Consider the following 24,530-nt stretch of genomic DNA (forward strand, 5'->3'; position numbering starts at 1 on the left):
GGCCGGCAAGAGGGCCGGCGGTACGGGTCGGCGGTACGGGTCGGGCCGGCAGGAGGCCGGGCAGGCGTCGGCGGTGGCTCGCGTCGCCCCGGGCGGGCGACCGCGGGAAGACTACGAGGGGCGACGACCCGGCGACCGGCCGCGTCCATACTCATCCGCCACTGACCGGCTACTCAACTTCGATGCGTCACCACGGCAACGCGGAGCGAACCGGGTGGATATGCTGCCTCGATGAGTCGGTGGGGATTCGTCGGCCGGTCGGAGGAGCTCGGCCGGCTGGCCACGGCGGTGGCCGGCGGCGCCGGTCGGGGGCTCTTCTTCAGCGGGACGGCGGGCATCGGCAAGAGCCGGCTGCTCCGCGAGGGGGTCGCGGCGCTGCCCGCCGACCGGTACGCGATCTGGTCGGTCGCGGCCAGCGCGACCACCGCGGCGCTGCCGTACGGCGGGCTGGCGCAGATCCTCCCCGCCGACCAGCCGCCGGGGCTGTCGCCGGCCGGCATCCTGCGCTGGGCGGTGGACGCCCTGCGTCAGCGGGCCGCCGGACGGCCGATCGTGCTGGCGGTGGACGACGCGCACCTGCTGGACCCGCCGTCCGCCGCGCTGGTCCACCTGATCGCCCGGGCCGAGAACGCCACCGTGCTCGGCACGCTGCGTAACGGCGAGCGGGTGCCCCTGCCGATTCGCGCGCTCTGGACCGACGACCTGGTCGACCACGCCGAGTTGAGTCCGCTGGCCCGGGCCGACACCGCCGGGTTGCTGGCGGCGGTTCTCGGCGGCCCGCCCGACGCCAGTTCCGCGGACCGGCTGTGGCGGCTCTCCGCCGGCAATCCGCTGCTGCTGCGGGAGCTGGTGCTCGCCGCGCTCGGCAGCGGCGAGCTGACCGAGACGTACGGGATCTGGCACTGGACCGGTCGACTCGACCTGGCCCCGAGCCTCACCGACCTGATCGACGTCCGGATCGGCCGGCTCACCGCGGGCGTCCGTACGGTGGTCGAGCTGGTCGCCTTCGGTGAGCCGCTGGGGTTTGAGCTGCTGCTCCGGGCCTGCGCGCCGGCCGACGTGGAGGCCGCCGAGGAGCGCGGCCTGATCTCGGTGGTCCGCGACGACCGGCGGCTCGGGGTCCGTCTCGGCCATCCGTTGTACGGGGAGGTGCTGCGCCGGCGCTGTCCGGTGAGCCGGGCCCGGCGGCTGCGCGCCCAGCTCGCCGGCCTGGTCGAGGCGGTCGGGAAACGTCGTCGGGACGACCTGCTGCGGGTGGCCGTGTGGCGGCTCGACTCCGGCACCGCCCAGGATCCGGCGTTGCTGCTCGGCGCGGCCGGCGAGGCGTTCGCCAGGTACGACGTGCCGCTGGCGACCCGGCTGGCCCGCGCGGCGCTGGACGCCGGCGGCGGTTACCCCGCCGCCGAGCTGCTCGCCACCATCCTGATGTTCGCCGACCGGCCGGACGAGGCGATCGAGGTGCTCGACTCGGTCGCCGACCAGGTGGACGGCGACGGGCGGCACAGCCGGTGGCTGACCGTGCGGGGCATGCTCAGCTACTGGGGGCTGCGCCGGTTGTCCACCGTGGACGAGCTGGCCGCCCGGGCGGCGGAGCTGACCGACGTCGCCGATCAGAGCCGGGTCCGCGCGTTCGAGGCGATCATGCGGTTGCACCGGCTCGACCTGGCCGCCGCGCGTCGGCTCGGTTGCGCGGTGCTGGACCGGCCGGCGGCTCCGGTGGCCTCCCGGGAGCTGGCCCGGTGTGTCCTGGCCCACCTGCAGGCCGCCGAGGGCCGGCTGGCGCTCAGCGGCTCGGCGATCACGGCGGTCGAGGCGGAGGTCGCCCAGTGGCGTGCCGACATGCCGTACCTGCAACTGGCGTTGGAGCTGGCCCGGGGCACCCGGTTGATGCTCGCCGGGGACGTCGCCGGCATCGACGCGATCGTGGCCGCCGAGTTCGCCGACCTCGCCGGCGCCGGTGACTTCCGGCTCGGCACCGGCTATCTGGACATCCTCCGGTCGTACGCGGCCCGGTTGCGGGGTCGCGGGGCCGAGGCGGCGACCGCCAGCCTGGGCGCGTGCGCGACGCTGGCCTCCAGTGGGGTCTACGCCGGTCTGGCGCACGCCGAGCGGGCCCAGGTGGCGGCGTTGCGCGGTGACGCCGGGCAGGCGTCCCGGGCGATGGCGGACGCCGACCGGGCCCACGCGCCCGGGATGGCGGTGCTGTACCCGTGGCTTGAGCAGGCGCGGGCCGCGGTGCTGGCGGTCACCGGTGACCTGCCGGGCGCGGCGAAGCACCTCGGCGAGCTGGCCGAGCGGCTCCGCGAGGACGGGTTGGCCGGGCACGAGGTGCTGGTCCTGCACGATCTGGTCCGGCTGGGTCAGGCCGGGTACCTGGTCGGTCCGGTCTGCCCCGACGGCGACCGACGGACGGTCGCGCAGCGGCTCACCGAGCTGACCGAGCAGGTGGACGGGGCGCTGCCGCCGTTGCTGGCCCGGCACGCCCGGGCCGTCGTGGACGACCCGACCCGGTCGGTCGCCGCGGCGTCCGCCGCCGAGCTGTCGGCGGTCGCCGACGAGTTCGCCGCGCGGGAGCTGCACGTCTTCGCGGCGGAGGCGGCGGCCCTGGCGCTGCACCGGTTGCGTCGGCGGCGGGCGGCGGGCGCGACGGCCGCCAACGACCGGCTCGCCGAGCTGCTGGGCCGGTGCGACCTGGTACGTACCCCGGCGTTGCGGTGGGGGCAGCCCGCGCTGACCGGGCGGGAGTGGCAGATCGCCCGCCTCGCCGCCGACGGCGTGGCCAGCCGTCGGATCGCCGAACGTCTCTACCTGTCGCCCCGTACGGTGGAGAACCATCTCCAGCGGGTCTACGGCAAGATCGGGGTCACCGGGCGGGCCGAGCTGGGCGTGGCGCTGCGCGGCATCCCGGGCCACGACGACACGCCGGACCGGTGAACTCTAGGCTGGTGGACGTGAGCATCCTTCGCCCCGCGCTGCTGACCGACCACTACGAGCTGACGATGGTCAGCGCCGCGCTGCGGGACGGCGCCGCCGACCGCCGGTGCGTCTTCGAGGTGTTCAGCCGTCGGCTGCCGACCGGCCGGCGGTACGGGGTGGTGGCCGGCACCGGCCGGCTGGTGGACCTGGTCCGCGACTTCCGCTTCGACCCGGCCGAGATCGACTTCCTGCGCCGGACCGGGGTGGTGGACGACGCGGGCGCCGACTGGCTGGCCGGTTACCGCTTCACCGGCGACATCGACGGGTACGCCGAGGGTGAGCTGTTCTTCCCGGGCTCGCCGATCCTCACCGTCTCGGGCAGCTTCGCCGAGTGCGTGGTGCTGGAGACGCTGGTGCTGTCGGTGCTCAACCACGACTGCGCGATCGCCGCGGCGGCGGCCCGGATGGTCACCGCCGCCCGGGGTCGCACGTTGATCGAGATGGGCTCCCGGCGTACCCACGAGGAGGCGGCGGTGGCCGCGGCGCGGGCCGCGTACCTGGCCGGGTTCGGGTTCACCTCGAACCTGGCGGCCGGGCAGCGGTACGGCATCCCGACGGCGGGCACCGCGGCGCACGCGTTCACCCTGCTGCACGACGACGAGCGGACGGCGTTCGCCTCGCAGGTGGAGACGCTGGGCAAGGACACCACGCTGCTGGTCGACACGTACGACATCAGCCAGGGCATCCGCAACGCGATCGCGGTGGCCGGCCCGGAGCTGCGCGCGGTGCGGATCGACTCGGGTGACCTGGCGGTGATCGCCCAGCAGTCCCGTGAGCTGCTGGACTCGCTCGGCGCCACCGAGACCAAGATCATCGTCTCGGGTGACCTGGACGAGTACGCCATCGCCGCGCTCGCCGCCGAGCCGGTCGACATGTACGGCGCGGGCACCGCCGTGGTGACCGGCTCCGGCGCCCCCACCGCCGGGCTGGTCTACAAGCTGGTAGAGGTGGAGGGGCGGCCGGTGGTCAAGCGTTCCGAGCAGAAGGCCACCATCGGCGGGCGCAAGGTGGCCGTCCGCCGGCACAAGCCGACCGGCACCGCCACCGAGGAGGTCGTCGTCCCGCAGGGCGTGCCCGACCACCTGCCGCACGACCGGCTGCTGCAACGGGAGTACGTCATCGGCGGCGAGCCGGTCACGGCGCCCGCCCTGGCCGAGTCGCGGGAGCACCTGCGGCAGTGCCTGATCTCCATTCCCTGGGAGGGGCTCAAGCTCTCCGCCGGCGACCCGGCCGTCCCGCTGACCGTCGTCCCGGCGGGCTGACCGGCCGTCCCGTCCCTCCCCGACACCGAAGGAGCAACCGTGGCCAGGAACGCGCTGATCATCGTCGACGTGCAGAACGACTTCTGTGAGGGCGGCTCGCTCGCCGTGGCGGGCGGGGCCGGGGTGGCCGCCGGGATCTCCCGGCTGCTCGCCACCGAGCCGGACCGCTGGGACCACGTGGTCGCCACGAAGGACTACCACGTCGACCCGGGGGCGCACTTCGGTGACCCGCCGGACTTCGTCGACTCCTGGCCCCGGCACTGCGTGGTGGGCACCGCCGGCTCGGAGTTCCACCCCGAGCTGGACACCTCCCGGATCGAGGCGGTCTTCCACAAGGGCGAGCACGCCGCCGCGTACTCGGGTTTCGAGGGGCACGCCGCCGACGGTGAGCGCCTGGCCGACTGGCTGCGCCGGCACGGGGTGGACCGGGTCGACCTGGTCGGCATCGCCACCGACCACTGCGTACGGGCCACCGCGCTGGACGCCGCCCGGGAGGGTTTCGCCACCCGCGTGCTGTTGGAGCTGACCGCCGCGGTCGCCCCGGCCACCACCGACGTGGCGCTGCGGGCGATGGACGGCGCCGGGGTGACCCTGCACGGCGACCCTGTGATCAACGCCGCATAGCTGGTATTCCGTTGGCGGTTACCGCCCCGGGGAACGACGATGTGCGCCGGAGGTACGGACCGTCATGAACCTGAAGCCTTACCGGGCCGCGCTCGCGTTACCCGGCATCCGGCCGCTGCTGCTGGTGTCGGTGCTCGCCCGCGTCCCGCACACCGCCGCGGGCGTGGCGCTCACCTTCTACGTCCTGCTGGAGCTCGACCGCGGGTACGGCGCGGCCGGTCTGGTCGGCGCCGCCGCGACGGTCGGCGCGGCGTTCGGCGCGCCGCTGCTGGGGCGGCTGGTCGACCGGCGGGGCCTGACCCCCGTCCTGGTGCTGACCACGTCCGCCGAGGCGGCGTTCTGGGCGACCGCGCCCCAGTTGCCGTACCCGCTGCTGCTTCCGGCGGCGTTCGTCGCCGGGCTGCTCGCCCTGCCGATCTTCTCGGTGATCCGGCAGTCCATCGCGGCGCTCGTACCCGAGGACCGCCGACGTCCCGCGTACGCGCTGGACTCCATGTCGGTGGAGTTGTCGTTCATGGTCGGGCCGGCCCTGGCGGTGGCGCTGTCCACCGCCGTCTCGCCCCGGCTGACCCTCTACGCGGTGGGCGGCGGCATCGTCGTCGCCGGGCTCGCGCTGCTCGCGTTGAACCCGCCGATCCGCACCGCCGACGAGGAGCGCGCCGGGCCGCCCGCCCGGGTGCCCCGCCGGCAGTGGCTGACCCCCCGGCTGGTCGCCGTGCTGGCCGTCAGCTCCGCCAGCACGGTGGTGCTCGGTGGCACCGACGTCGCCGTGGTGGCGGTGCTGCGCGACGGCGGCGAGGTGGGCTGGACGGGGGTCGTGCTGACCGTCTGGGCGGTCGCCTCGCTGCTCGGCGGGTTCGCGTACGGCGCGTTGAGCCGCCCGGCGTCACCGGCGCTGCTGCTCGCCGCGCTGGGCGCGTGCACCGTGCCGATCGGGTTGGCCGGGTCGCACTGGTGGCTGGTCTGTCTGGCCCTGTTCCCCGCCGGGATGCTCTGCGCGCCGACCATGGCGGCGACCGCCGACGCGGTGAGCCGGCTCACCCCGGCCGCGGTACGCGGCGAGGCGATGGGCCTGCACGGTTCGGCGATCACCGTGGGCGTCGCCGTCGGCGCGCCGCTGGCCGGCGCGGTCATCGACCGGTCCGCGCCCGCCTGGGGGTTCGCGGTGACCGGGCTGATCGGGTTGCTGGTCGCCCTGGCCGTCCTCCCGACCGTCCTGCGCCACCGCGAGCCCACCACCGCACCGGCCGCCACCGGGTCGACCGCCACGGGGCCCGCCGCCGAGCCGACCACCACCGGGTCCGCCGCCGTCGGGGCGTCCGGTGACGAGCCCGCCGGGATCGGGACCGCCGCCACCCGCTGAGCCGGCCGCCGGCACCACGGGGACATCCAGGTGGCCTCGACGCCCGCAGGCGCGGTCTTCCGCGTCCTGCTCCCCCTGACCGGCGGCGGCGACGCGCCGACGGCCGGCCGCCCGGGCTGAAGCCCCACGCGGCCCGCAGCCCGGCCGGGCGGTCCGAGCCCCCTGGGACCGCCCGCGGTCCGGCGCGGACCGGGCCGACGGTCTCGGGGCCCAGAATCGGGCCGACGGGCTCGGGGCTCAGCCCGGCGAGACGGGCGGGGCGTCCCGGCGCGGGCCCGTCGCCCCGGGAGCCAGGACCTTGTCGACGTAGCAGTAGCGCCAGGACTCGCCCGGCTCGATCGAGACGATGGCCGGGTGCCCCGTCGTCTCGTGGTGCCGGGTGGCGTGCGTGTTCGGCGAGTCGTCGCAGCAGCCGACGTACCCGCAGGTCAGGCAGGACCGCAGGTGCACCCACGAGTCGCCGGTGGCCCGGCAGTCCGCGCAGCCGTCGGAGACCGGCTCGGCCGCTGCCACCTCGGTGTGGACGCAGGAACGCACCATCGTCTCCTGCCCCACGTAGCGGAAGCTGCCGCCGAGCAGCCAGTTGGGCAGCACCACGGACAGCCGGTGGGAGCGGGCCGCGAGGATCGGCCCGACCAGGGCGAGCACCAGCACGTAGAGCGCCACGAACGGCCCGATCCGCTCGTCCAGCCCGGCGGTGATCGCCAGGGTGGCCAGGATCAGCGAGAACTCGCCCCGGCCGAGCAGCACCAGCGCCGCGTTGGCGGCGGACCGCTGGTTGAGCCCGTGCGAGCGGGCCAGCACCACGCCGCCGAGCACGTTCATCACCAGGGACAACGCCACCGCCGCGGCGACCGGCAGCAGGACCGGCCCGAGGGCGTCGAGCTGGATGGTCGCCCCGAAGACCACGAAGAAGATCGCGGCGAACGCGTCCCGGACCGGCAGGATCAGCCGCTCGATCTGGTGCTTGGCCGCGGTGCGGGACACCACCAGGCCGATCATCAGCGCGCCGATCGCGTCGGAGACCCCGAGTTGCTCGGCGAACCCGGCGACCAGGATGGCCAGGCCGATGGCGATGACGGTGACCAGCTCGTCCTCGTCCGAGCGGACGATCGCGTGCACGGCGCGGGCGCCGAAGCGGGCCAGCAGCAGCAGACCGAGGATGAAGCCGAAGGTCAGGCCGAGCTCGCCGAGCATCGCCGCCGGGGAGGTGGCGCCGCCGAGCACCGGCCCGAGCAGCCCCAGGTAGAGCGCGAGGAAGATGTCCTCGACGACGATGACCCCGAGGATGACCGGGGTCTCCGCGTTGGTCAGCCGTCTCAGCTCGACGAGCAGTTTCGTCACGATCGCCGAGGACGAGATGCCCACCGCGCCGGCGATGACCAGCGCCTCGGGGGCGCCCCAGCCGATGCCGAAGCCCAGCGCCAGGCCGCCGCCGACGTTGAGACCGATGTAGGCGAAGGCGGCCAGCAGCATCCGTCGGCCGCTGGCGAGCACCTGCTCGGCCGGGAAATCGATGCCGAGGTGGAACAGGAGCACCACCAGGCCGATCTTGGCGACCAGCTCGATGTCCTCCGGGTGGCCGACGATCCCGGTCACCGAGGGCCCGAGGATGATGCCGGCGGCCATGAAGGCCGGGATGGTCGGCAACGCGAGCCGCCGTCCGCCCCGGGCGAGCAGACCGGCGGCGACCCCGGCCGCCCCCAGGGCGACGAGTTCGGCGCTCATCGGCGGCTCAGTCCTGGAAGTAGGTGCCGAGGAGCACGGCGGCCACCCGACGCGCCTCGTCCTCGTCGAGATGGATCACGGCGCTCGGCTCGTCCGCGTTGCCGCCGTCCTCGAAGGCGTACAGCTCGCGGCGGCCGTCCTTGAGATGCACGATCGTCAGCCGTTGCCGCCGGCTGCACGCGATCTCGTACTTCGTGCCGATGCCGAACAGCTCGGTCACCTCGATGCCGTGGCCCACGCGGCGACTATTCCACAACCGCGTCGCCATGGTCCACCTCACGTCCGATCCGTCACCCCCGGACACCGCACGGGCTCGACGGCGACGGGCGCCGTACCCGGGTGGGTACGACGCCCGTGCGCGAGCTGGTCGGGTCAGTGCCGGTCGATGTCGCTCTCGACGTCCTCGCGGTACCGCGCGCCACCGTCGGACTCGCTGGTCAGCGGCTTGGCGCCGCCCTCGGGCGGGCCGGCGAGGGACTGCCCGGCGGCCAGCTCGGGGAACTTCGCGTCGAACGCCGGCCGCTCGGAGCGGATCCGGGGCATCCGGTCGAAGTTGCGCAGCGGCGGCGGGCAGCTCGTCGCCCACTCCAGCGAGTTGCCGTGACCCCACGGGTCGTCCACCTCGACCACCGGGCCGGTCTTGTACGACTTCCAACAGTTGTAGATGAACGGCAGGGTCGACACGCCGGTGATGAACGCGCCGATGGTGGAGATCATGTTCAGCGTGGTGAAGCCGTCGGTGGCCAGGTAGTCGGCGTACCGCCGGGGCATGCCCTCGTTGCCCAGCCAGTGCTGCACCAGGAACGTGGTGTGGAAGCCGATCGTGGTCAGCCAGAAGTGCACCTTGCCGAGCCGGTCGTCGAGCATCCGGCCGAACATCTTCGGGAACCAGAAGTAGATGCCGCCGAACACCGCGAACACGATCGTGCCGAACAGCACGTAGTGGAAGTGCGCCACCACGAAGTACGAGTCGTGCAGGTGGAAGTCCAGCGGCGGGCTGGCCAGGATGACGCCGGTCAGGCCACCGAAGAGGAAGGTGACCAGGAAGCCCAGCGCGAACAGCATCGGCGTCTCGAAGCTGATCTGGCCCCGCCACATGGTGCCGATCCAGTTGAAGAACTTCATGCCGGTCGGCACGGCGATCAGGAAGCTCAGGAAGCTGAAGAACGGCAGCAGCACCTGGCCGGTGGCGAACATGTGGTGCGCCCAGACGCTCATCGACAGGCCGGCGATGGCGATGGTCGCCGCGACCAGGCCCTTGTAACCGAAGATCGGCTTGCGGGAGAAGACCGGGATGATCTCGGTGATGATGCCGAAGAACGGCAGCGCGATGATGTACACCTCGGGGTGCCCGAAGAACCAGAAGAGGTGCTGCCACAGCATCGGGCCGCCGGTCTCGGGGGCGAACACGTGCGCGCCGAGGATGCGGTCGGCGGCCAGCGCGAAGAGCGCGGCGGCCAGCAGCGGGAAGACCAGGATCACCAGGAGGCTGGTGACCAGCATGTTCCAGGTGAAGATCGGCATCCGGAACATGGTCATGCCCGGGGCGCGCAGGGTCAGGATCGTGGTGATCAGGTTCACCGCGCCGAGGATCGAGCCCAGACCCGAGATGGCCAGACCGACGACCCACATGTTCGCGCCGATGCCGGGCGAGTGGGCCTCGGTGCTCAGCGGCGTGTACGCCGTCCAGCCGAAGTCGGCCGCGCCACCGGGGCTGAGGAAGCCGGCCACGGCCATCGTGCCGCCGAAGAGGAACAGCCAGTAGGCGAAGCTGTTGAGCCGGGGGAACGACACGTCCGGCGCGCCGATCTGCAACGGCACCACGTAGTTCGCGAAGGCGAACACGATGGGCGTCGCGAAGAACAGCAGCATGACCGTGCCGTGCATGGTGAAGAGCTGGTTGTACTGCTCAGGCGAGAGGAACTGCAGCCCGGGGCGGGCCAGCTCGGCACGCAGGATCAGGGCCATCAGGCCACCGATCATGAAGAACGCGAACGCGGTGACCATGTACATGATCCCGATCTGCTTCGCGTCCGTGGTTCGCAGCATCCGCGCGAGGGCCGAGCCCTTCACCGGCTCCCGGACCGGCCAGGGCCGGGTCACGACCGGCTTCGGTGCGACGGTGGTCACGAGTGGCCTCCGGTTCTCGTTCGTCCCGCTCGGCACGCGCTGGTAATAGCGAGCCGTAGTCCGATGGAAGGATAGTCCCCGGCAGGTGGGCGTGCCCCGCCGGGTGGCGGGAGGTCAGAGCGGGTCCACCAGCAGCCGGTAGTGCTCCTGGAAGATCCGGCCACCCCGGCCGCGCAGCAACGGGTCGCGCAGGGCCGGCGGCACGTCCCGGGTGCGGTCCCGGTCCCGGGTACGGTCGCGCACCCACTTGGTCCGGGGCCGCCGCCGACTCTCGTACGCGATCAGGGCCGCCTCGACGCTGGGCGTGGCGGCCAGCGACTCGGCCAGCACCACCGCGTCCTCCAGCGCCATCGCCGCGCCCTGGGCCAGGGTGGGCGTGGTGGCGTGCGCCGCGTCCCCGACCAGCACCACCCGGCCCCGGGACCAGCGTCCCAGCTCGACCTCGCAGGTGACGCCGACGTGCACGTCGGTCAGCGCGTCGAGCACCCGGGGCGCCGGTCCGCCGTACCCGCCGAAGACCTCGCGCAGCCGGGCCGTCGGGTCGGCCGGCGGCCGGACGCCGGCCTCGTCGGCGTACCAGTAGAGCCGGCCGCCGCCGACCGGCATCACCACGAGACCGGCCCGCTGGCCGAGCAGGGCGGTCCACTCGGCGAGCGGCGGGCCGCCCCGGACCATGCCCCGGTAGACGATCTGCCCGGCCGGGCGGGCCGGGCCACCCAGCGCGGCCAGCGCGCGTACCGCCGAGCGTGGCCCGTCCGCCCCGATCACCAGGTCGTACTCGGCGACGGCGTCGTCGTGGAAGGTCACGGTGACCGTGCCGGCAGCCACCTCGAGGGTACGGACCTCGACGCCGTGCCGGACCGCGCCGCCGGCCCCGGTGAGCAGCACCCGGTGCAGGTCGCCGCGGGGCAGGGCCCGGCACTCGCCGACGCCCGCCCAGAGACCGGTCAGGTCGACCTCGCAGAGCGGGCTGCCGGTCGAGTCGAGGAACCGCTGCCGGTGGATCACCTGCCCGAGGGGTCGTACCGGCAGGTCGAGGCCGAGTCCGCGGAGCGCGCGGGCGGCGTTGCCGGGCAGGTAGAGGCCGCTGTCGTGGGGTTCGCCGGTGGGCAGTTTCTCGATCACGTCCGGGCGGAAGCCCGCCAACCGCAGCGCCCGGGCCACCGCCAGGCCGGCGATGCCCGCGCCGACGACGAGAATGCGCAGGGGGGATCCAGCCATGCTGGTGTACGCCTCCGAGGGGAGCGGCACGCGTTGAAGGCAAGAGACTACTCCCCGCAATCGACGCAGGGAAGATCCGATCGGATGGCGCGGATCTTCCCTTCCGGCGGGCGGACGGGCCGGTCCCGCGCCCGCCGCCCGGGTCCGGTTGCGTAGCCGTTTCAGCCATGTAAATCTGTCGACAGACACTGGGAGCGCTCCCGCAGCCTCACCACCACCGGCAGGCTCCGGCGCCCCCACGCCGAGTCAAGGAGCTACGAACAGATGAAACGTACCCTCCGCGCCCTCGCGGCGGCCGGGCTGCTCGCGGCCGGCTCGATCGTCGCCGTCGCCCTCGGCGGCAGCGCGTCCGCCGACACCCAGATCTGCGAGCAGTACGGCTCGACCGTGATCCAGAACCGGTACGTGGTGCAGAACAACCGCTGGGGCACCACCGCCCAGCAGTGCCTCAACGTCACCAGCACCGGCTTCCAGATCACCCGCCAGGACGGCAGCGCCCCCACCAACGGCGCGCCCACCGCGTACCCGTCGGTCTTCTTCGGCTGCCATTACACCAACTGCTCCCCCGGCACCAACCTGCCGATGCAGGTCAGCCAGATCAGCAGCGCGACCAGCAACATCAGCTACAACTACGTCAGCGGGGCCACCTACAACGCCTCGTACGACATCTGGCTCGACCCGTCGCCCAAGCGGGACGGGGTGAACCAGATGGAGATCATGATCTGGCTGAACCGGCAGGGCTCGATCCAGCCGATCGGCTCGCGCGTCGGCAGCACCAACCTGGTCGGTCGGACCTGGGAGGTCTGGCAGGGCAGCAACGGCAGCAACAACGTCATCTCGTACGTCGCGCCGTCGGCCATCAGCAGCCTGAACTTCAGCGTCCTGGACTTCATCAACGACACGCGCAACCGGGGCGCGATCACCAACTCGTGGTACCTGACCAGCATCCAGGCCGGTTTCGAGCCGTGGTCCGGCGGTGTCGGCCTGGCGGTGAACTCCTTCTCGGCCAACGTCAACGGCGGCGGCAACACCAACCCGAACCCGACCACCCCGCCGCCGTCCGGCGGTGGCTCCTGCGCGGTGAAGTGGGTCGCCAACACCTGGAACAACGGCTACACCGCCGAGGTGACCGTCACCAACAACGGCTCCAACGCGATCAACGGCTGGACCCTGACCTACGCCCTGCCGTCCGGGCACCAGGTCACCAGCGCGTGGAACGCCACGGTGACCCAGAGCGGCAGCACGGTGACCGCCCGACCGGTGAGCCACAACAGCAGCATCCCCGCCCGGTCGTCGGTCAACTTCGGCCACCAGGTGTCGATGAGCGGCGGCTACTCCGCGCCGGGCAGCTTCAGCCTCAACGGCGCCGCCTGCTCCCGCGCCTGACGGCTGACGGGGGGACCCGGCCGATCCGGGTCCCCCCGTCACGCCCCCAGCGCGTCGACGGCGCGCAGCTCGTCGGGGGTGAGGGAGAAGGTGAAGATCTCGGCGTTGGCGCGGATCCGGTCGGGCGTGGCCGACTTCGGAATCACCACGATCTCGTGGTCGACGTGCCAGCGCAGCACCACCTGGGCCGGGGTGACCCCGTGCGCCTCGGCGATCCGGGTCAGCGCCGGGTCACCCAGGTCGGTGGACCTGAACGGGCTGTAGCCCTCCAGCACGATGCCGCGTTCCCGGTGCTCGGCCAGCCGCGCGGCGTCGTACAGCGCCGGCGCCCAGCGGATCTGGTTGACCGCGGGCGCCTCGGCGGTCCGCCCGATCAGCTCGTCCAGTTGCGTGGTGGCGTAGTTGCTCACCCCGACCGCCCGGGTCAGCCCCTCGTCCCGCAGCTCCAGCAGCCGCTGCCACATGCCCACCCCGTCGTCGGCCGGGGGCCAGTGGATCAGCCAGAGGTCGAGGTGGTCGACGCCGAGCGCGGCCAGGCTCGCCTCCAGCGTCTCCCGTTCCCGGCCCACCCGTTCGGCCGGGATCTTGGTGGTGACGAAGACGTCCTCCCGCCGCAGGCCGCTGTCCCGCAGCGCCTGGCCGACCTCGGACTCGTTGCCGTACATGGTGGCGGTGTCGAGGTGCCGGTAGCCGGCGTCCAGGGCGGCCAGGACGGCGTCCCGCCCGGCCGACCCGGTCAACTGCCAGGTGCCGAAGCCGAGCAGCGGCATCCGGACCTCGCCGGAGAGCGTGACGGTGGGCTGGTCGGAGTCGTTCATGGCCCCGACGTACCCGGGACGTGCCCGCCCATGCCGGCAGAGTGGCCGCCGGTTCCGCCGGGCCGCCCGGCGAGCCCGGCCGCCGGCAGCGCCGACCGGCCGCCACGGGCAGCGCCGTGCCACCTAGTCGGCGGGCGGTCAGTCAGCCCCGGGCTCGGTGAGCCGCCAGGCCGCGTTGACCAGCCCGATGTGGGACAACGCCTGGGGGAAGTTGCCGAGCTGAGCGCCGGTGACCGGGTCCACCTGCTCGGCGAGCAGCCCGACGTCGTTGGCGTGCCCGACGGCCCCGGCGAAGACCGCCTCGGCCCCGGTCCGCTCACCGGCCAACGCCAGGCACTGCGTCAGCCAGAACGAGCAGAGCAGGAACCCGCCCGGGTCCCCGGCCCAGCGCCGGACCAGCCCGCCCGGCGCGCCGAGCTGCCGTTGCACCGCCGCGACGGTGGCCCGCATCCGGGGGTCGGTGGCCGGCAGGAACCGCACCACGGGCAGGTAGAGGACGGAGGCGTCCAGCTCGTCGGAGCCGAACGCGCCGGTGTACGCGCCGACCCGCTCGTTCCAGCCGCGTTCCAGCACCGTCGCCCGGATCTCGTCGCGGACCGCCGCCCACCGGGCCGGGTCGGCCCCGCGTCCGAGGCGCGGCGCGAGCCGTACCGCGAGGTCCATGGTCACCCAGCACAACGCCTTGGACGACAGGTGGTGCCGCTCGTCGTCCCGCAGCTCCCACATGCCCCGGTCGGGCAGCCGCCAGGTCGCGGCGACCTGCTCGGTCAACCCGACCACCATCTCCCGCACCTCCGGGTCCAGCCGCTCGCCGAGCTGGTCGCGCAGCCGCCACACCGCCGACACCAGCTCACCGGGCACGTCCAGTTGCCGCTGCCGCCAGGCGTCGTTGCCGACCCGCACCGGCCGGCTGCCCGCGAAGCCGCGCAGTTGCGCGTAGTCGTGCTCGGCCAGCTCCCGTTCCCCCTCCAGGCCGAACAGCACCGGCACCGGAGCCGACCCGAGCCGGCCGATCGACCGGGCCGCCCAGGCGAAGAGGCGGGACGTCTCGTCCGGGCAGGCGGCCACCCAGAGCGCGTGCAGGGTCATCGCGAAGTCGCGCAGCCACGAGTAGCGGTAGTCGTAGTTGCGGTCCCCGCCGAGCCGCTCGGGCAGCGACGTGGTGAGAGCGGCGGCCGCCGCGCCGCTGCGGGCGTACGTGAGCCCCTGCAACACGGTGGCGCTGTGCCGGACCAGCCCGGCGTGCCGGCCCCGGTAGTGGTGCGTCGCGCGGAACGCCTGCCAGGCCAGCACGGTGTCGGCGAGCGCGGCGACCGGGTCCAGCCGGGCCGGCTCACCCCGGTAGACCGACGCGTACGCCAGGTCGAAGCCGATCCGCTGACCGGCGGAGACGGCGAAGTCGGCGCGGACCCGGTCGTGGTCGGCCCGCAGCGGGACCCCGCCGCGCAGCACCAGCGCCACCGGGCCGGCCTCGGCGCGCACCCCGCCGTCGGGCAGTTCCCGCAGGTACGGCGTGAGCAGCCCGTACTCGGGGCGGGGGGTGAGGTCCAGCCGCATCGGCACCCGGCCGGTCAGGCCCTCGACCACCCGGACCAGCACGGCCGGCGAGTTCAGGCCGAGCTGGTGCCCGCGGGCCCCCGGCTCGGCGGCCAGCGCGTCGGTGACCGCCACGCTGCCCTCCGGGGTGTGGTGGACGGTCCGCAGCACCAGGGTGTCCGCCAGGTACGCCCGCTCCACCCGGCTCGGGGCGACCGGGGCGAGCCGCCACGACCCGGCGGCGTCGTCGAGGAGCCGGCCGAGCACCGCCGGCGAGTCGAACCGGTCCGGGCACCACCAGTCGACCGAGCCGTCCCGACCGACCAGCGCGCCGGAGCGGCAGTCGGAGAGGAAGCCGTAGTCGGAGATGGCCGGCCGGTCCACCCGGCCGGCGTACCCCGATCCGCCGCGTTCAGGCCCGCCTCAGGCGGTGGGTGGCTCGTCCCTGCCGGCGGCCTCCATCTCGTCGGCCTCCTCCTTGGTCCGGTGCACGGCCTGGTCGGCGTGCTCGGGCGGACCGTAGACGGTGTACAGGACCAGCGGGTTCGGCCCGGTGTTGACGAAGTTGTGCCGGGTGCCGGCCGGCACCACCACCAGGTCGCCCTGGACGACGGCCTTCGTCTCGCCGCCGACCCGCGCCTCGGCCGTGCCGCTGACGAAGGTCAGGATCTGGTCGATGCCCTCGTGCACCTCCTCGCCGATCTCCCCGCCCGGTGGGATGGTCATGATGACGAGTTGGGTCTGCTCACCGGTCCACAGCACCCGCCGGAAGTCCGGGCTCTGCTCGGCGACGGTGGCGATCGTGTAGTGCTCCATGCCCGCCCCATACCCGGCGACGGCCGGGTCCACGCCGGGACCACCGAAGGGTGGAGTTCTCCACACCTACCAGGTTTGGCCGACCCGGAAGCGGGCATCATGCGAAGCAGCACGGACCGACGGCGCAGGCCGGTTCGGTCGAGCCAGGTCCCCGCTGGCGTACCGCCCGAAGGCTGCGACGGTGGGAGACGGTCAGAGCGGCGGCGACGTGCCGGCGGCAGCCGGACGCCGCCGCACGCTCATGTCCGCCGCCGGTCGCTCCGCACGCGCCACCTCCGGTATCGTATCCACGTTGGCAAATACGATCGGGTGCTCGCGCCTGCCGGGCGCAGCGGTCCGGCGTCGAAGGAGAGTCCCCGTGCTCCGCTCCCCCAGCCTGGTGACCGCCGTCGTGGTCGCCGCCGTCCTGACGACCGCGCCCGCGCACGCCGGCCCCCCGGCCGGCATCGACCTCGACCGCGGTGAGCGGCACCAGACCATCGACGGCTTCGGCTACTCGATCGCCTTCCAGCGCGGCTCGCTGGTGCACAACCTGTCCGAGCAGAAGCGGGAGGCCGCCCTCGACCTGCTCCTGGACCGCCGCGTCGGCGCGGCCCCGACCATCCTGCGCCTCGGCATCGGCTCGTCGGCGACCACCGAGTACGACAAGATGCTGTCCATCCAGCCCACCGACCCCGGCGGCCCGGACGCCACCCCGGACTACCGGTGGGACGGCTGGGACGGCGGCCAGGTCTGGTACGTCAAGGAGGCCCGCAGGCGCGGCGTCGACCGGTTCTACGCCGACGCCTGGAGCGCCCCCGGGTACATGAAGGACAACGGCGTCGACATCAACGGCGGCCAGCTCTGCGGCCTCCAGGGCGTCTCCTGCGCCAGCGGCGACTGGCGCGAGGCGTACGCCCGCTACCTGGTGCAGTACACCCGGTTCTACCGCCAGGAAGGCATCCGGATCGACGAGCTCGGGTTCACCAACGAGCCCGACTGGACCGCCCCGTACGCCTCGATGCGGTTCACCCCGGCCCAGGCCACCGAGTTCCTCAAGGTGCTCGGCCCGATCGCCCGGTCCGCCGGGGTACGGGTGGCCTGCTGCGACTCGTTCGGCTGGCAGCAGTCCGACCCGTACGCCCGGGCCGTCGAGGCGGACCCGGAGGCCCGCCGGCACCTGTCCCTGTTCACCGGGCACGGCTACGCCAGCCCGGCGGACCGGCCGCTGCCCACCACCGCCCGGACCTGGATGTCGGAGTGGGCCCCGTCCAGTGTCGCCGACGGCTGGAACGAGGCCTGGGACAGCGGCAAGGAGACCGACGGCATCCGGGTCGCGCTGCGGATCCACGACACCCTGGCGCTGGCCGACAGCAGCGCCTTCGTCTACTGGCTCGGGTCCTCCCGGGGCGCGACGGCCGCCCTGATCCAGGTCGACGACGCCAACGACACCTTCCGCGTGTCGTCCCGCCTCTACGCGTTCGCCGCGTACAGTCGGTTCGTCCGCCCCGGCGCGGTCCGGATCGGAGCGCACGGCCCGCAGGACGGCCTGAAGGTCTCCGCGTACCGCAACGTCGACGGCTCCGAGGTCGTCCAGGTCGTCAACACCACCGACACGACCGTCTCCACCACCGTCGACCTGGCCCGGCCGACCGTCTACCGGACCGACGCCAGCCACGACCTCGCGCCCGTGCCCGACGCGGTCACCCGGCGCGGACCCCACCCGACGGTCGAGCTGGCGCCCCGCTCGCTGACCACGCTGGTCAGCCGGCGGCCCGGCCGGGACTGACCCTCCGGCCCCTCCCCCGACCAGTCGTCGCCGACCACAATGGAAGGTCGACGACCGGGACCGGCAGCGGGGAGGACCAGGGTGAGTCAGGAGAGCGGGCCACCACCGGCGGGCACGGTTCCGGCGGGCACGGCGTGGGCGCGCGCGCCCCGGCTCCGGCTGGTGGCGTTGACGGTCGTGCTGACCCTGCTGGCGGTGGCCCTGGTCCCGGTCGTGCTCGGCTTCGGCCCGCCCACCCGGGACGAGCTGCTGGAGCAGGCCGGTCTCAAGGGCAAACACGAGCTGCTGATCGGCGTCAAGGACGACCAGCCCGGCGTCGCGCAGTCCCTCGCCGGCGGCGGCTGGCGCGGGTTCGACATCGACATCGCCTACCTGATCGCCGGCTACCTCGGCTTCGAGCGCAGCCAGGTGGTGCTGCTGCCGATCGAGAGCGAGGACCGGGCCCGCCGCCAGGCCTTCTACCGGGACCGGTTCGTCGCCGTCGACCTGGTGATCGCCTCCTACAGCATCACCGAGGAACGCGAGAAGGAGGGCGCGCTGTTCTCCGCGCCGTACCTGCACACCGAGCAGTCGGTGATCACGGCCGCCACCGAGAAGGGCCCGGTGAGCAGCCTGGAGGACCTCCAGGGTCGGCGGGTGTGCACGCTGACCACCTCGACCTCGCAGGCCCGGCTCCGGGAGGCCGGCACCCGGCCGGTCGGTCGCAACCGGATCAGCGAGTGCGTCCAGGCCCTCTACGACGGCGCCGTCGACGCGGTCACCACGGACGCGGCGATCCTGGCCGGTTTCGTCACCGGCCGGCAGGGCGACAACCCGTTCCCCGCCACCCTGGTCGGCCCCAAACCACTGCGCCACTGGGACATCGGCTCGTCCCCGCAGGAAAAATGGGGGGTCAACGCCGCCAACCGGCCCCTGCGTGATCTGGTGGATCTCGCGCTGCACGCCTCGGGCACCGACCCCGCCGACCGGAGCTGGGAGGACGCGTACGACGCCAACCTGCGCTGGCAGCAGCCGTACAACCTGCCCCAGCCGGTGGCGGAGGAGCAGCAGCCCGAGCCGAGGAACGTGGAGGTACGGCAGTGGCCGTGGGAGAGGTTCGCGCTACCGCCGCCGGGTCACCCCGGATCACCGCCGGCCCCGGCAAGAGCGCCCGCCCGCGCCGTGCCGCCGGGGCGCGGCAGGCGCAACAGTGGCTGCTGACGCTCCTGCCGGCGTTCCCCGTCCTGCTGCTGGTGCTGCGGCTGTGGCAGCTCAGCCGGCAGGACATGTCCACGATGCTGCTGCTGGTGCAGTACGTCAGTCCGCTCGGGATGCTCAGCGCCCTGCTCATCGCGCTGGTCTGGGCGGGGCCGCTGGCCGTGCTGGTGGTCGGGGTGCTCGGCCGGCTGCTGCGGCTGAGCGCGCCGGAACGGTTCGACCCGGAACGTTCGCTGCTGGCCTCCGGCACCGCCCGCACCCCCGGCTGGGTGCTCACCGGGGCGGTGGTGCTGGCCGCGCTCACCTGGCAACTGCGTTTCCTGCCGACGCTGCTGATGCTCGCCCTCTGGCTGCTCGCCCTGCGCACCCGCTACCTGTACCCGGAGCACCCCACCCGGCTCCTGCTGGTCGGCACGGCGCTGCCGGTGGCGGCGGGCGTGCTGACGTACGCGGTGCTCGGCCCGGCCGTCTGGGCGGCGGCGACGACGGGTGAATGGACCACCGCCGTGCTGCTCGCGGTGCCGCCGGCCGCCGGTCCGGTGCTGACCGGGCCGATCCCGGGCTGGATCGCGCCGGCGCTCACCCACGGCCTGGCCTACACGGTCGCCGCGGCCCTGCCGCTGGTGATGGGCGCGGTGTTCCTGCGCGTCCCGGTGCTGCCGGACGCCGCGGTGGAGGTGGCGGCGACCGACAGCGACCAGATGCCGGACGAGGTCGCGCTCGGTCAGTTGATCACCATGACCGACACCGCGACGGTGCTGCTGGACCAGGGCGGCACGGTGCGGTTCCTGCCCAACGGTCGGGTCCGGACGCAGACCCTCTGCCCGGAGGTCGCCCGCGCGCCGTTCAGCGTGGTGTCGGTGCACGGCTGGCCGGTGGAGGAGACCACCCTGGACTGGATGACGCCCCGCCGGCCGGTCGCCGCCCAGGATCCGCGCTGCGCCGGCCGCCCGGCCGGCGGCTCCTGACCGCCGGCGGTACCGGCTCAGGCCGGGTCGGTGGCGGCGCCGGAGCGCCCGGGGCGGCCGGCGTCGGACGGGAGCGATACGGTCGGCACCGCGGAACCGTCGACATCGGAGAGGGCGGCAATGGTCGAGGTGGGCGCCGTCGCGTTCGGCTTCGTGCTGGGCTGGTGGCTGGGCTCGCGTACCGGCCGGCTCGCCGCCACCTGGCCGGGGTTGGCGCTGCTGGTCGCGGCCGGCCTGGTGGTGCAGGCCAACACCGGCCCGTCCGGGCTGCCGTGGGCGGCGCTCGGCCTGCTCACCGGCGTCGGCGCGGTCGTGTCGTTCCGCTGGGCGGTCCGGTCCGCCGGATCCTGACGAGGGTGAGGGGTGCTCATGGTCCTGGCGCAGTGGGGAGCGCTGGCGTTCGGTGTGGTGATCGGGTGGTTCACGTACTTCGTGAACCGGCACCGGGCCGAGATACGGCTCGCCGACGTCGCCTCGATCCTGGGCGCGCTGGGCGGGGGCGTGGCGCTCACCCTCTTCCCCGAGCAGACCGACCTGTTCGCCGCGTACGGCCTGGGGCTGGCGATCGGCTTCTTCGGGTACTTCCTCCTGCTGGTCGTGCTGGTGCTGACCCAGCGGGGCTGGACGATGGCGTGGTTCCTGGACGGCCGACGGCCACCGCTGGACGGCCAGCTCGGCAGCGACGGCAGCCGCCCGATGGACGCCCCGGAGATCAACCGGCGGGCCCGGGGCTGACCCCGACCGGCCCGTCGAGCCGCAGGTTCGGCGGGGCGTACGCGACGTAGATCAGCCCGAGCGGGTTACCGGCCGCGAGCAGGGCCAGCCGGGCGGAGCGCACCGCCCGACCGATCGACTCCCGCCGGTTGACGAAGGCGTCCAGGACCAGCCGGCCGAACGTCTCGGCCAGCGACTCGTACGTGACGATCTCGGTGCCGATGACGCCGGAGGCGAGCGCCCGGGTGACGAACGCGTCCACGAAGGACATCGCGTAGCGGGGCTCGACGGCGGCCGTCCGGCAGCCGTTGAGGAACACCAGTGGCCGCCCCTCGGGCCAGTACACGTCGCCGTCGGCGATCTGCAGGTAGCTGATCCCGGACGCCTCCGGCGGACCGACCAGCAGCAGCGGCTCCCCGTCGACGATCGCCCCGTGACAGAAGAAGTAGACGAGCTGGGTCACCGGCTCCGCCGCCCGCAACGCGGCGAGCATGCCCTCCCGGTCGGCGTGCAGTTGCGACTCCGGGCTGCCCAGGCCGCGCACCCAGCTCGGGTGGGGGCCGGCGAACTCCTGCGAGATGCCCACCACGCACCGGGGCCGCCCGCCGCACCGGATGAGGTGCCCGCCGCTACCCACGTCGTGCGGCTTTCCCCGGGCCGGGTGCGCCGACAGGGCCGAACGGGGCAGGCCGAGCTCGTGCCGGAAGCCCCAGAACCCGGCCGGGCAGACCACCGACCGGTCCCCGTACGAGGGACACTCGCCCTGGAAGCACGGCTCCCGGGTGAGGTCGACGCCGGCGCGCAGGGCCGCCCCGGCGGTCGGGCACAGGGTCAACCGCAGCCCTTGGTCGAGCGGGTGGTCGTAGAAGAGGGCGGCGGGGACGACCATCCGCGCGCTCGCCCGGCTGGCCAGCTCCACCACGCCGGGCCGGCGCAGCCGGTCCCGCAGCAGCCGCAGCGGGGACACGCCGGGCTGCGCGGTCGGCCCGGCCAGCTCGCCGGCGATCGCCGTCCACAGCGCGTACCCGGTGCAGGCCAGGTCGATCAGGTCCTCGGTCGGGTCCGGTGGGGTCCGGTCGTACCGGAAGGTGAGCCCCCGCCGGTACTCGTCGTCGCTGCCCCAACTGATCCGGCGCAGCGTGCGGCGGGCGGTGGTGACCAGATCCTGCAACGCCTGCGCGTCGAGCGCGGTGTCCTGTTTGATCTCGCCGCCCGCGCCGAGGAAGCGGAAGCCGTGCGTGCCCGGCCCGTTGTCGTTGACGAAGATGGACAGGTCCAGGTCGGCCAGCCGGGACAGCTCCCGCGGGTCGAGCCGGGTGTCCACCGCGTAGTCCACCACCGCCCCGTGCGGACCGGCCGCCCCGACGACCAGGCTGACCATCCGGGACTGCAACAGCGTCCCCCGGCAGTAGATCCCGCAGCGCAGCCGGTGCCGGCCGGGCCGGTTCGGGGTGCGGATCGGGAAGTACAGCCGGGCCCCGCCGGTCGAGCGCCCGTCCGGTTGCCGGCGTACCACCAGGGCGCCGTCGGCGGCCACCACGAGCTCCCCCACGTCCGCGCCGGGCACCGGGGCGATCTCGGCGGGATAGCCGAAGACGGCGACGGTGAGCGCCGTCCCCGGCCCGGCGCCGGCCGGCATCGTCAGCGGGGCGGGCGCCGACTCGAAGGCGCCGGGCGCGGGCTCCCCCACCTCCAGCCAGAACAGGTACGCCGTCCGCGGCGACAGCGGTTCGAGGACGCCGATCGGGCGGTCCGGCTCCGCCGGCCGAGCCACCCCGGTGCTCACGTACCGGGTCCGGGCCGGCGGCCGGGCGGCCCCGGCGGGACGGCTACGGGGCCCCCGGAAGGCGCCATACGACCGGACCAGCTCCTCACCCTCCCCGAGGGTCCGCATCTGCGGATGCAAGTCGTAGGACCGCGGTGACGGTGCGACGTCATCCGGCCGACCGCCGCCCGGAAGGCTCCCCCAGGGATCGTCCCGGTCGGGAAGGTCGTCGTCAGGGGGGAGGGCGCCGGCGGCCGCTCCGGTTTCCTCGTCCGGGCTCGACCGTATGGGGGGCGTCAGCCGGACCGAGATCGATATGACCGCGTCGTCGATGACCCGGACCAGGTCCGCCACGGGCGCCGAGTCGGCGAGCCGGTCCAGGAGGGGGACGGCCGGATGGGCGGCCAGCAGCTCGGCGGCCACCGTCGGCCAGCGGGTCGCCCTCGTCGACACCGCCCGGTAGGTCGGCCGCCAGAAGGGGTGCAGCAGCCGGTCCCGGTCACGGAGCCGGTCGCGGTCGGTGGGGTCGAGGAAGGGCGCGACCCGGGCCGCGACGGCCGTCGCGTACCAGTCGGCCCCCCGGTAGGCGGCCTCCTCGACCAGGTCCAGAACCCGGCCGGCGGCCCGACCGACGACGGCCGGCGGCAGCTCCGGCAGCAGATACGCCACATCCGGGACGTGGAGCCAGCCGAGCGGAGCGGCCCAGAACGGATGCTCCGGCGGGTACGACGGCACGATCGGCCGGAACGGCGGCGGCTCGCCCGGCCGCGCGCCCAGCAACTCGGTCATCGCCTCCGGGATCACCGGCCAGGGATTGTCCGTGGCGCGGGTGTCCCCGGCGAGCATGGCTGCCAGGCGCACCATGCGGACCGAGTCCGCGCCGGCGCTGTCGAGGCGCGCCAGCCGGGACGCCATCCAGACCAGCAGCGACGCCTCGGGGGCCCCCGGTCGTTCGCCGACCGGCCGCCGGAACCGTCCGGGACGGACAGCTCGACCGGCCAACAGGTCCGCCAGGTCCTCGATCGGTGTGGCCATGGACGAACAATGGCGCAGTCGCGCCGGACGGGCCACTCTGGAGCACAGTCGGCTTTCTTACCCGCCCCACTGGTCGGCTTCAGGCCGCGCGAGCGCCGGGCCCGCCGGTCCGCCGCCCGGGCCCCGCGTGCACCGGGCCGACCGGTCCGCACTGCCCGGGCCGGACTGCCCGCGCGGGGCTGCCCGGCCCGGACTGCGGACTGCCCGCGCGGGGCTGCCCGGCCCGGACTGCGGACTGCCCGCGCGGGGCTGCCCGGCCCGGGGCGCGCCCCACCACCCCGTCCCTGCTTGACCAAACCCAGAGACCCCACGACGGTCGGGCGTGCTGCCAAAAGTCAGACGCGATCACGGAAAGTCAGATGGCCGTTCCCAGCAACATCCCTCCCGAGGCTTTGCTCTGCACCCCTAGCCGCGCCAGTAACGATGCGTGAAGAAACAGCGAGCAGGTATTTGCTATCCGGGAATACATATTCCCTGTTAGACACGCTTGTCGCGTCCGTGGGTGCAGAGCAAAGCGGACGTGAGGCTGTCGGTTGGCGGCAGCGACATCACTATCGGCAACTGCCAGCTTGAATCTGACCCTCGGCTACTCGCCGCAACCATCGGTGGGGTGCGGGTGACGACGCGGTGAGCAAGGTGTCCACGCCGACCGCGATGCCGGAACGGCTGACCCAGCCGGACCGGCCGACACGGCGGACCAGGCCGACATCGGACGACCGGCTGAAATGGCCGACTCAGCCGGCGCAGCACGCCCGCCGGGCCGGTGAGCGTGCCGGCCGGACCCGTAGGCCCGCCCGGCCGTGGACACGCGGCGGCTGCGTCAGGCGGCGGGTTTCTCGGTGAAGCCGAACTGCACGACGCCCTCGTCGTCGACGCTGGCGTCGACCGAGGTGTCGCCCAGCAGCTCGGCGGCGTCGGCGTCGAGGAAGATCCGGGCCCCCTCGGCGGCCACCACCTGGTCGCCCTGGGCGGGCTGCTCCACGAGTTCGACGGTGAGCGAGCCGGCGGTGACGTCGGCCGCGATGCGCAGCCCTCCGGCGTCGGAGACGTCCTGCTGGGCGGCGAGGTCACGGATGACGAGTACGGCGTTGTCGGTCATGGTGAGCACGGCGGAGCTCCTCACTAGATGGGCGGATTGTCGCGCTGGCGACCGGACGTCGAGGATTCGCGGTGATCGGACGTCGAGCCTGCGGACCTGGACTGGGCGGGCCGGCGACCGGCCG

Annotated in this window: 19 protein-coding genes; 10 read left to right on the forward strand and 9 right to left on the reverse strand. The window is 73.8% G+C overall.

All coding sequences use genetic code 11. The annotated features are described in order from the left end of the window. Positions 1–231 precede the first annotated feature (231 nt). The 4 genes from O7606_RS12935 to O7606_RS12950 all read left to right on the forward strand — a co-directional run bounded on the left by O7606_RS12935 (position 232) and on the right by O7606_RS12950 (position 6,225). Positions 232–2,934, forward strand: a complete 2,703-nt coding sequence (locus O7606_RS12935; protein ID WP_281599365.1) for a LuxR family transcriptional regulator — start codon at positions 232–234, stop codon at positions 2,932–2,934. 17 nt (positions 2,935–2,951) lie between these two features. Further along, the gene (locus O7606_RS12940) at positions 2,952–4,238 is read left to right on the forward strand and encodes a nicotinate phosphoribosyltransferase (protein ID WP_281599366.1); all 1,287 of its coding nucleotides are present in this window, start codon (positions 2,952–2,954) and stop codon (positions 4,236–4,238) included. Between the two features lie 39 nt (positions 4,239–4,277). Continuing rightward, positions 4,278–4,862: an isochorismatase family protein gene (locus O7606_RS12945; protein ID WP_281599368.1), complete on the forward strand. Its 585-nt coding sequence runs from the start codon at positions 4,278–4,280 to the stop codon at positions 4,860–4,862. A gap of 64 nt (positions 4,863–4,926) precedes the next feature. Further along, entirely contained in the window at positions 4,927–6,225 is a 1,299-nt protein-coding gene (locus O7606_RS12950) for an MFS transporter (RefSeq protein ID WP_281599369.1), read from the forward strand. A 237-nt stretch (positions 6,226–6,462) separates the two neighbouring features. On the opposite strand, the gene O7606_RS12960 is transcribed toward O7606_RS12950, so the two are convergent. The 4 genes from O7606_RS12960 to O7606_RS12975 all read right to left on the reverse strand — a co-directional run bounded on the left by O7606_RS12960 (position 6,463) and on the right by O7606_RS12975 (position 11,304). Then, positions 6,463–7,953 (reverse strand): cation:proton antiporter, encoded by a 1,491-nt coding sequence (locus tag O7606_RS12960; protein ID WP_348651148.1) that lies wholly within the window; start codon positions 7,951–7,953, stop codon positions 6,463–6,465. 7 nt (positions 7,954–7,960) lie between these two features. After that, positions 7,961–8,221 (reverse strand): potassium transporter TrkA, encoded by a 261-nt coding sequence (locus tag O7606_RS12965; protein WP_281599370.1) that lies wholly within the window; start codon positions 8,219–8,221, stop codon positions 7,961–7,963. A 104-nt stretch (positions 8,222–8,325) separates the two neighbouring features. Beyond that, positions 8,326–10,083, reverse strand: a complete 1,758-nt coding sequence (gene ctaD / locus O7606_RS12970) for a cytochrome c oxidase subunit I (protein ID WP_281599371.1) — start codon at positions 10,081–10,083, stop codon at positions 8,326–8,328. 114 nt (positions 10,084–10,197) lie between these two features. After that, positions 10,198–11,304: an FAD-dependent monooxygenase gene (locus O7606_RS12975; protein ID WP_281599372.1), complete on the reverse strand. Its 1,107-nt coding sequence runs from the start codon at positions 11,302–11,304 to the stop codon at positions 10,198–10,200. Between the two features lie 264 nt (positions 11,305–11,568). Between O7606_RS12975 and O7606_RS12980 the strand changes: the two genes are divergently transcribed. Beyond that, positions 11,569–12,690 (forward strand): cellulose binding domain-containing protein, encoded by a 1,122-nt coding sequence (locus O7606_RS12980; RefSeq protein WP_281599374.1) that lies wholly within the window; start codon positions 11,569–11,571, stop codon positions 12,688–12,690. A 38-nt stretch (positions 12,691–12,728) separates the two neighbouring features. On the opposite strand, the gene O7606_RS12985 is transcribed toward O7606_RS12980, so the two are convergent. From O7606_RS12985 to O7606_RS12995, 3 genes are all read right to left on the reverse strand, one after another. Further along, positions 12,729–13,508: an aldo/keto reductase gene (locus O7606_RS12985; protein WP_281599375.1), complete on the reverse strand. Its 780-nt coding sequence runs from the start codon at positions 13,506–13,508 to the stop codon at positions 12,729–12,731. A 138-nt stretch (positions 13,509–13,646) separates the two neighbouring features. Further along, positions 13,647–15,428, reverse strand: coding sequence for a glycoside hydrolase family 15 protein (locus tag O7606_RS12990; RefSeq protein ID WP_281599376.1), 1,782 nt, complete (start codon positions 15,426–15,428; stop codon positions 13,647–13,649). A gap of 39 nt (positions 15,429–15,467) precedes the next feature. Further along, positions 15,468–15,860 (reverse strand): cupin domain-containing protein, encoded by a 393-nt coding sequence (locus O7606_RS12995; RefSeq protein WP_281599377.1) that lies wholly within the window; start codon positions 15,858–15,860, stop codon positions 15,468–15,470. Between the two features lie 358 nt (positions 15,861–16,218). Here O7606_RS12995 and O7606_RS13000 point away from each other — a divergent pair, with 358 nt between their 5' ends. The 5 genes from O7606_RS13000 (at position 16,219) to O7606_RS13020 (ending at position 20,528) form a co-directional block, all read left to right on the forward strand. Then, the gene (locus tag O7606_RS13000) at positions 16,219–17,628 is read left to right on the forward strand and encodes a glycoside hydrolase (protein WP_281599378.1); all 1,410 of its coding nucleotides are present in this window, start codon (positions 16,219–16,221) and stop codon (positions 17,626–17,628) included. Between the two features lie 81 nt (positions 17,629–17,709). After that, the gene (locus tag O7606_RS13005) at positions 17,710–18,828 is read left to right on the forward strand and encodes a transporter substrate-binding domain-containing protein (protein ID WP_281599380.1); all 1,119 of its coding nucleotides are present in this window, start codon (positions 17,710–17,712) and stop codon (positions 18,826–18,828) included. After that, entirely contained in the window at positions 18,714–19,793 is a 1,080-nt protein-coding gene (locus O7606_RS13010; RefSeq protein ID WP_281599381.1) for a hypothetical protein, read from the forward strand. Before O7606_RS13005 ends, O7606_RS13010 begins: the two co-directional genes overlap by 115 nt. Positions 19,794–19,913: 120 nt before the next feature. Further along, positions 19,914–20,144 carry a hypothetical protein gene (locus O7606_RS13015; RefSeq protein WP_281599382.1) on the forward strand — a complete coding sequence of 77 codons (231 nt, stop codon included), beginning with the start codon at positions 19,914–19,916 and terminating at the stop codon, positions 20,142–20,144. Positions 20,145–20,156: 12 nt separating this feature from the next. Next, positions 20,157–20,528, forward strand: coding sequence for a hypothetical protein (locus O7606_RS13020; protein ID WP_281599383.1), 372 nt, complete (start codon positions 20,157–20,159; stop codon positions 20,526–20,528). Here O7606_RS13020 and O7606_RS13025 read toward each other — a convergent pair. Both O7606_RS13025 and O7606_RS13030 read right to left on the reverse strand, forming a co-directional pair. Beyond that, positions 20,506–23,307: a hypothetical protein gene (locus tag O7606_RS13025; protein WP_281599384.1), complete on the reverse strand. Its 2,802-nt coding sequence runs from the start codon at positions 23,305–23,307 to the stop codon at positions 20,506–20,508. The genes O7606_RS13020 and O7606_RS13025 overlap by 23 nt on opposite strands. 820 nt (positions 23,308–24,127) lie before the next feature. Further along, positions 24,128–24,415, reverse strand: coding sequence for an adhesin (locus O7606_RS13030; protein ID WP_281599385.1), 288 nt, complete (start codon positions 24,413–24,415; stop codon positions 24,128–24,130). Positions 24,416–24,530: the final 115 nt, after the last annotated feature.

The organism is Micromonospora sp. WMMD882 (assembly GCF_027497255.1).
In the GTDB taxonomy this organism is placed as follows: Bacteria; Actinomycetota; Actinomycetes; order Mycobacteriales; family Micromonosporaceae; genus Micromonospora.

What these genes read in the sequence shown, in the direction of transcription:
- O7606_RS12935 (WP_281599365.1), top strand. Translation starts at nt 232, where the DNA reads ATGAGTCGGTGGGGATTCGTCGGCCGGTCGGAGGAGCTCGGCCGGCTG.
- O7606_RS12950 (WP_281599369.1), top strand. Translation starts at nt 4,927, where the DNA reads ATGAACCTGAAGCCTTACCGGGCCGCGCTCGCGTTACCCGGCATCCGG.
- O7606_RS12960 (WP_348651148.1), bottom strand. Translation starts at nt 7,953, where the DNA reads ATGAGCGCCGAACTCGTCGCCCTGGGGGCGGCCGGGGTCGCCGCCGGT.
- O7606_RS12965 (WP_281599370.1), bottom strand. Translation starts at nt 8,221, where the DNA reads ATGGCGACGCGGTTGTGGAATAGTCGCCGCGTGGGCCACGGCATCGAG.
- O7606_RS12975 (WP_281599372.1), bottom strand. Translation starts at nt 11,304, where the DNA reads ATGGCTGGATCCCCCCTGCGCATTCTCGTCGTCGGCGCGGGCATCGCC.
- O7606_RS12980 (WP_281599374.1), top strand. Translation starts at nt 11,569, where the DNA reads ATGAAACGTACCCTCCGCGCCCTCGCGGCGGCCGGGCTGCTCGCGGCC.
- O7606_RS12985 (WP_281599375.1), bottom strand. Translation starts at nt 13,508, where the DNA reads ATGAACGACTCCGACCAGCCCACCGTCACGCTCTCCGGCGAGGTCCGG.
- O7606_RS12995 (WP_281599377.1), bottom strand. Translation starts at nt 15,860, where the DNA reads ATGGAGCACTACACGATCGCCACCGTCGCCGAGCAGAGCCCGGACTTC.
- O7606_RS13015 (WP_281599382.1), top strand. Translation starts at nt 19,914, where the DNA reads ATGGTCGAGGTGGGCGCCGTCGCGTTCGGCTTCGTGCTGGGCTGGTGG.
- O7606_RS13025 (WP_281599384.1), bottom strand. Translation starts at nt 23,307, where the DNA reads ATGGCCACACCGATCGAGGACCTGGCGGACCTGTTGGCCGGTCGAGCT.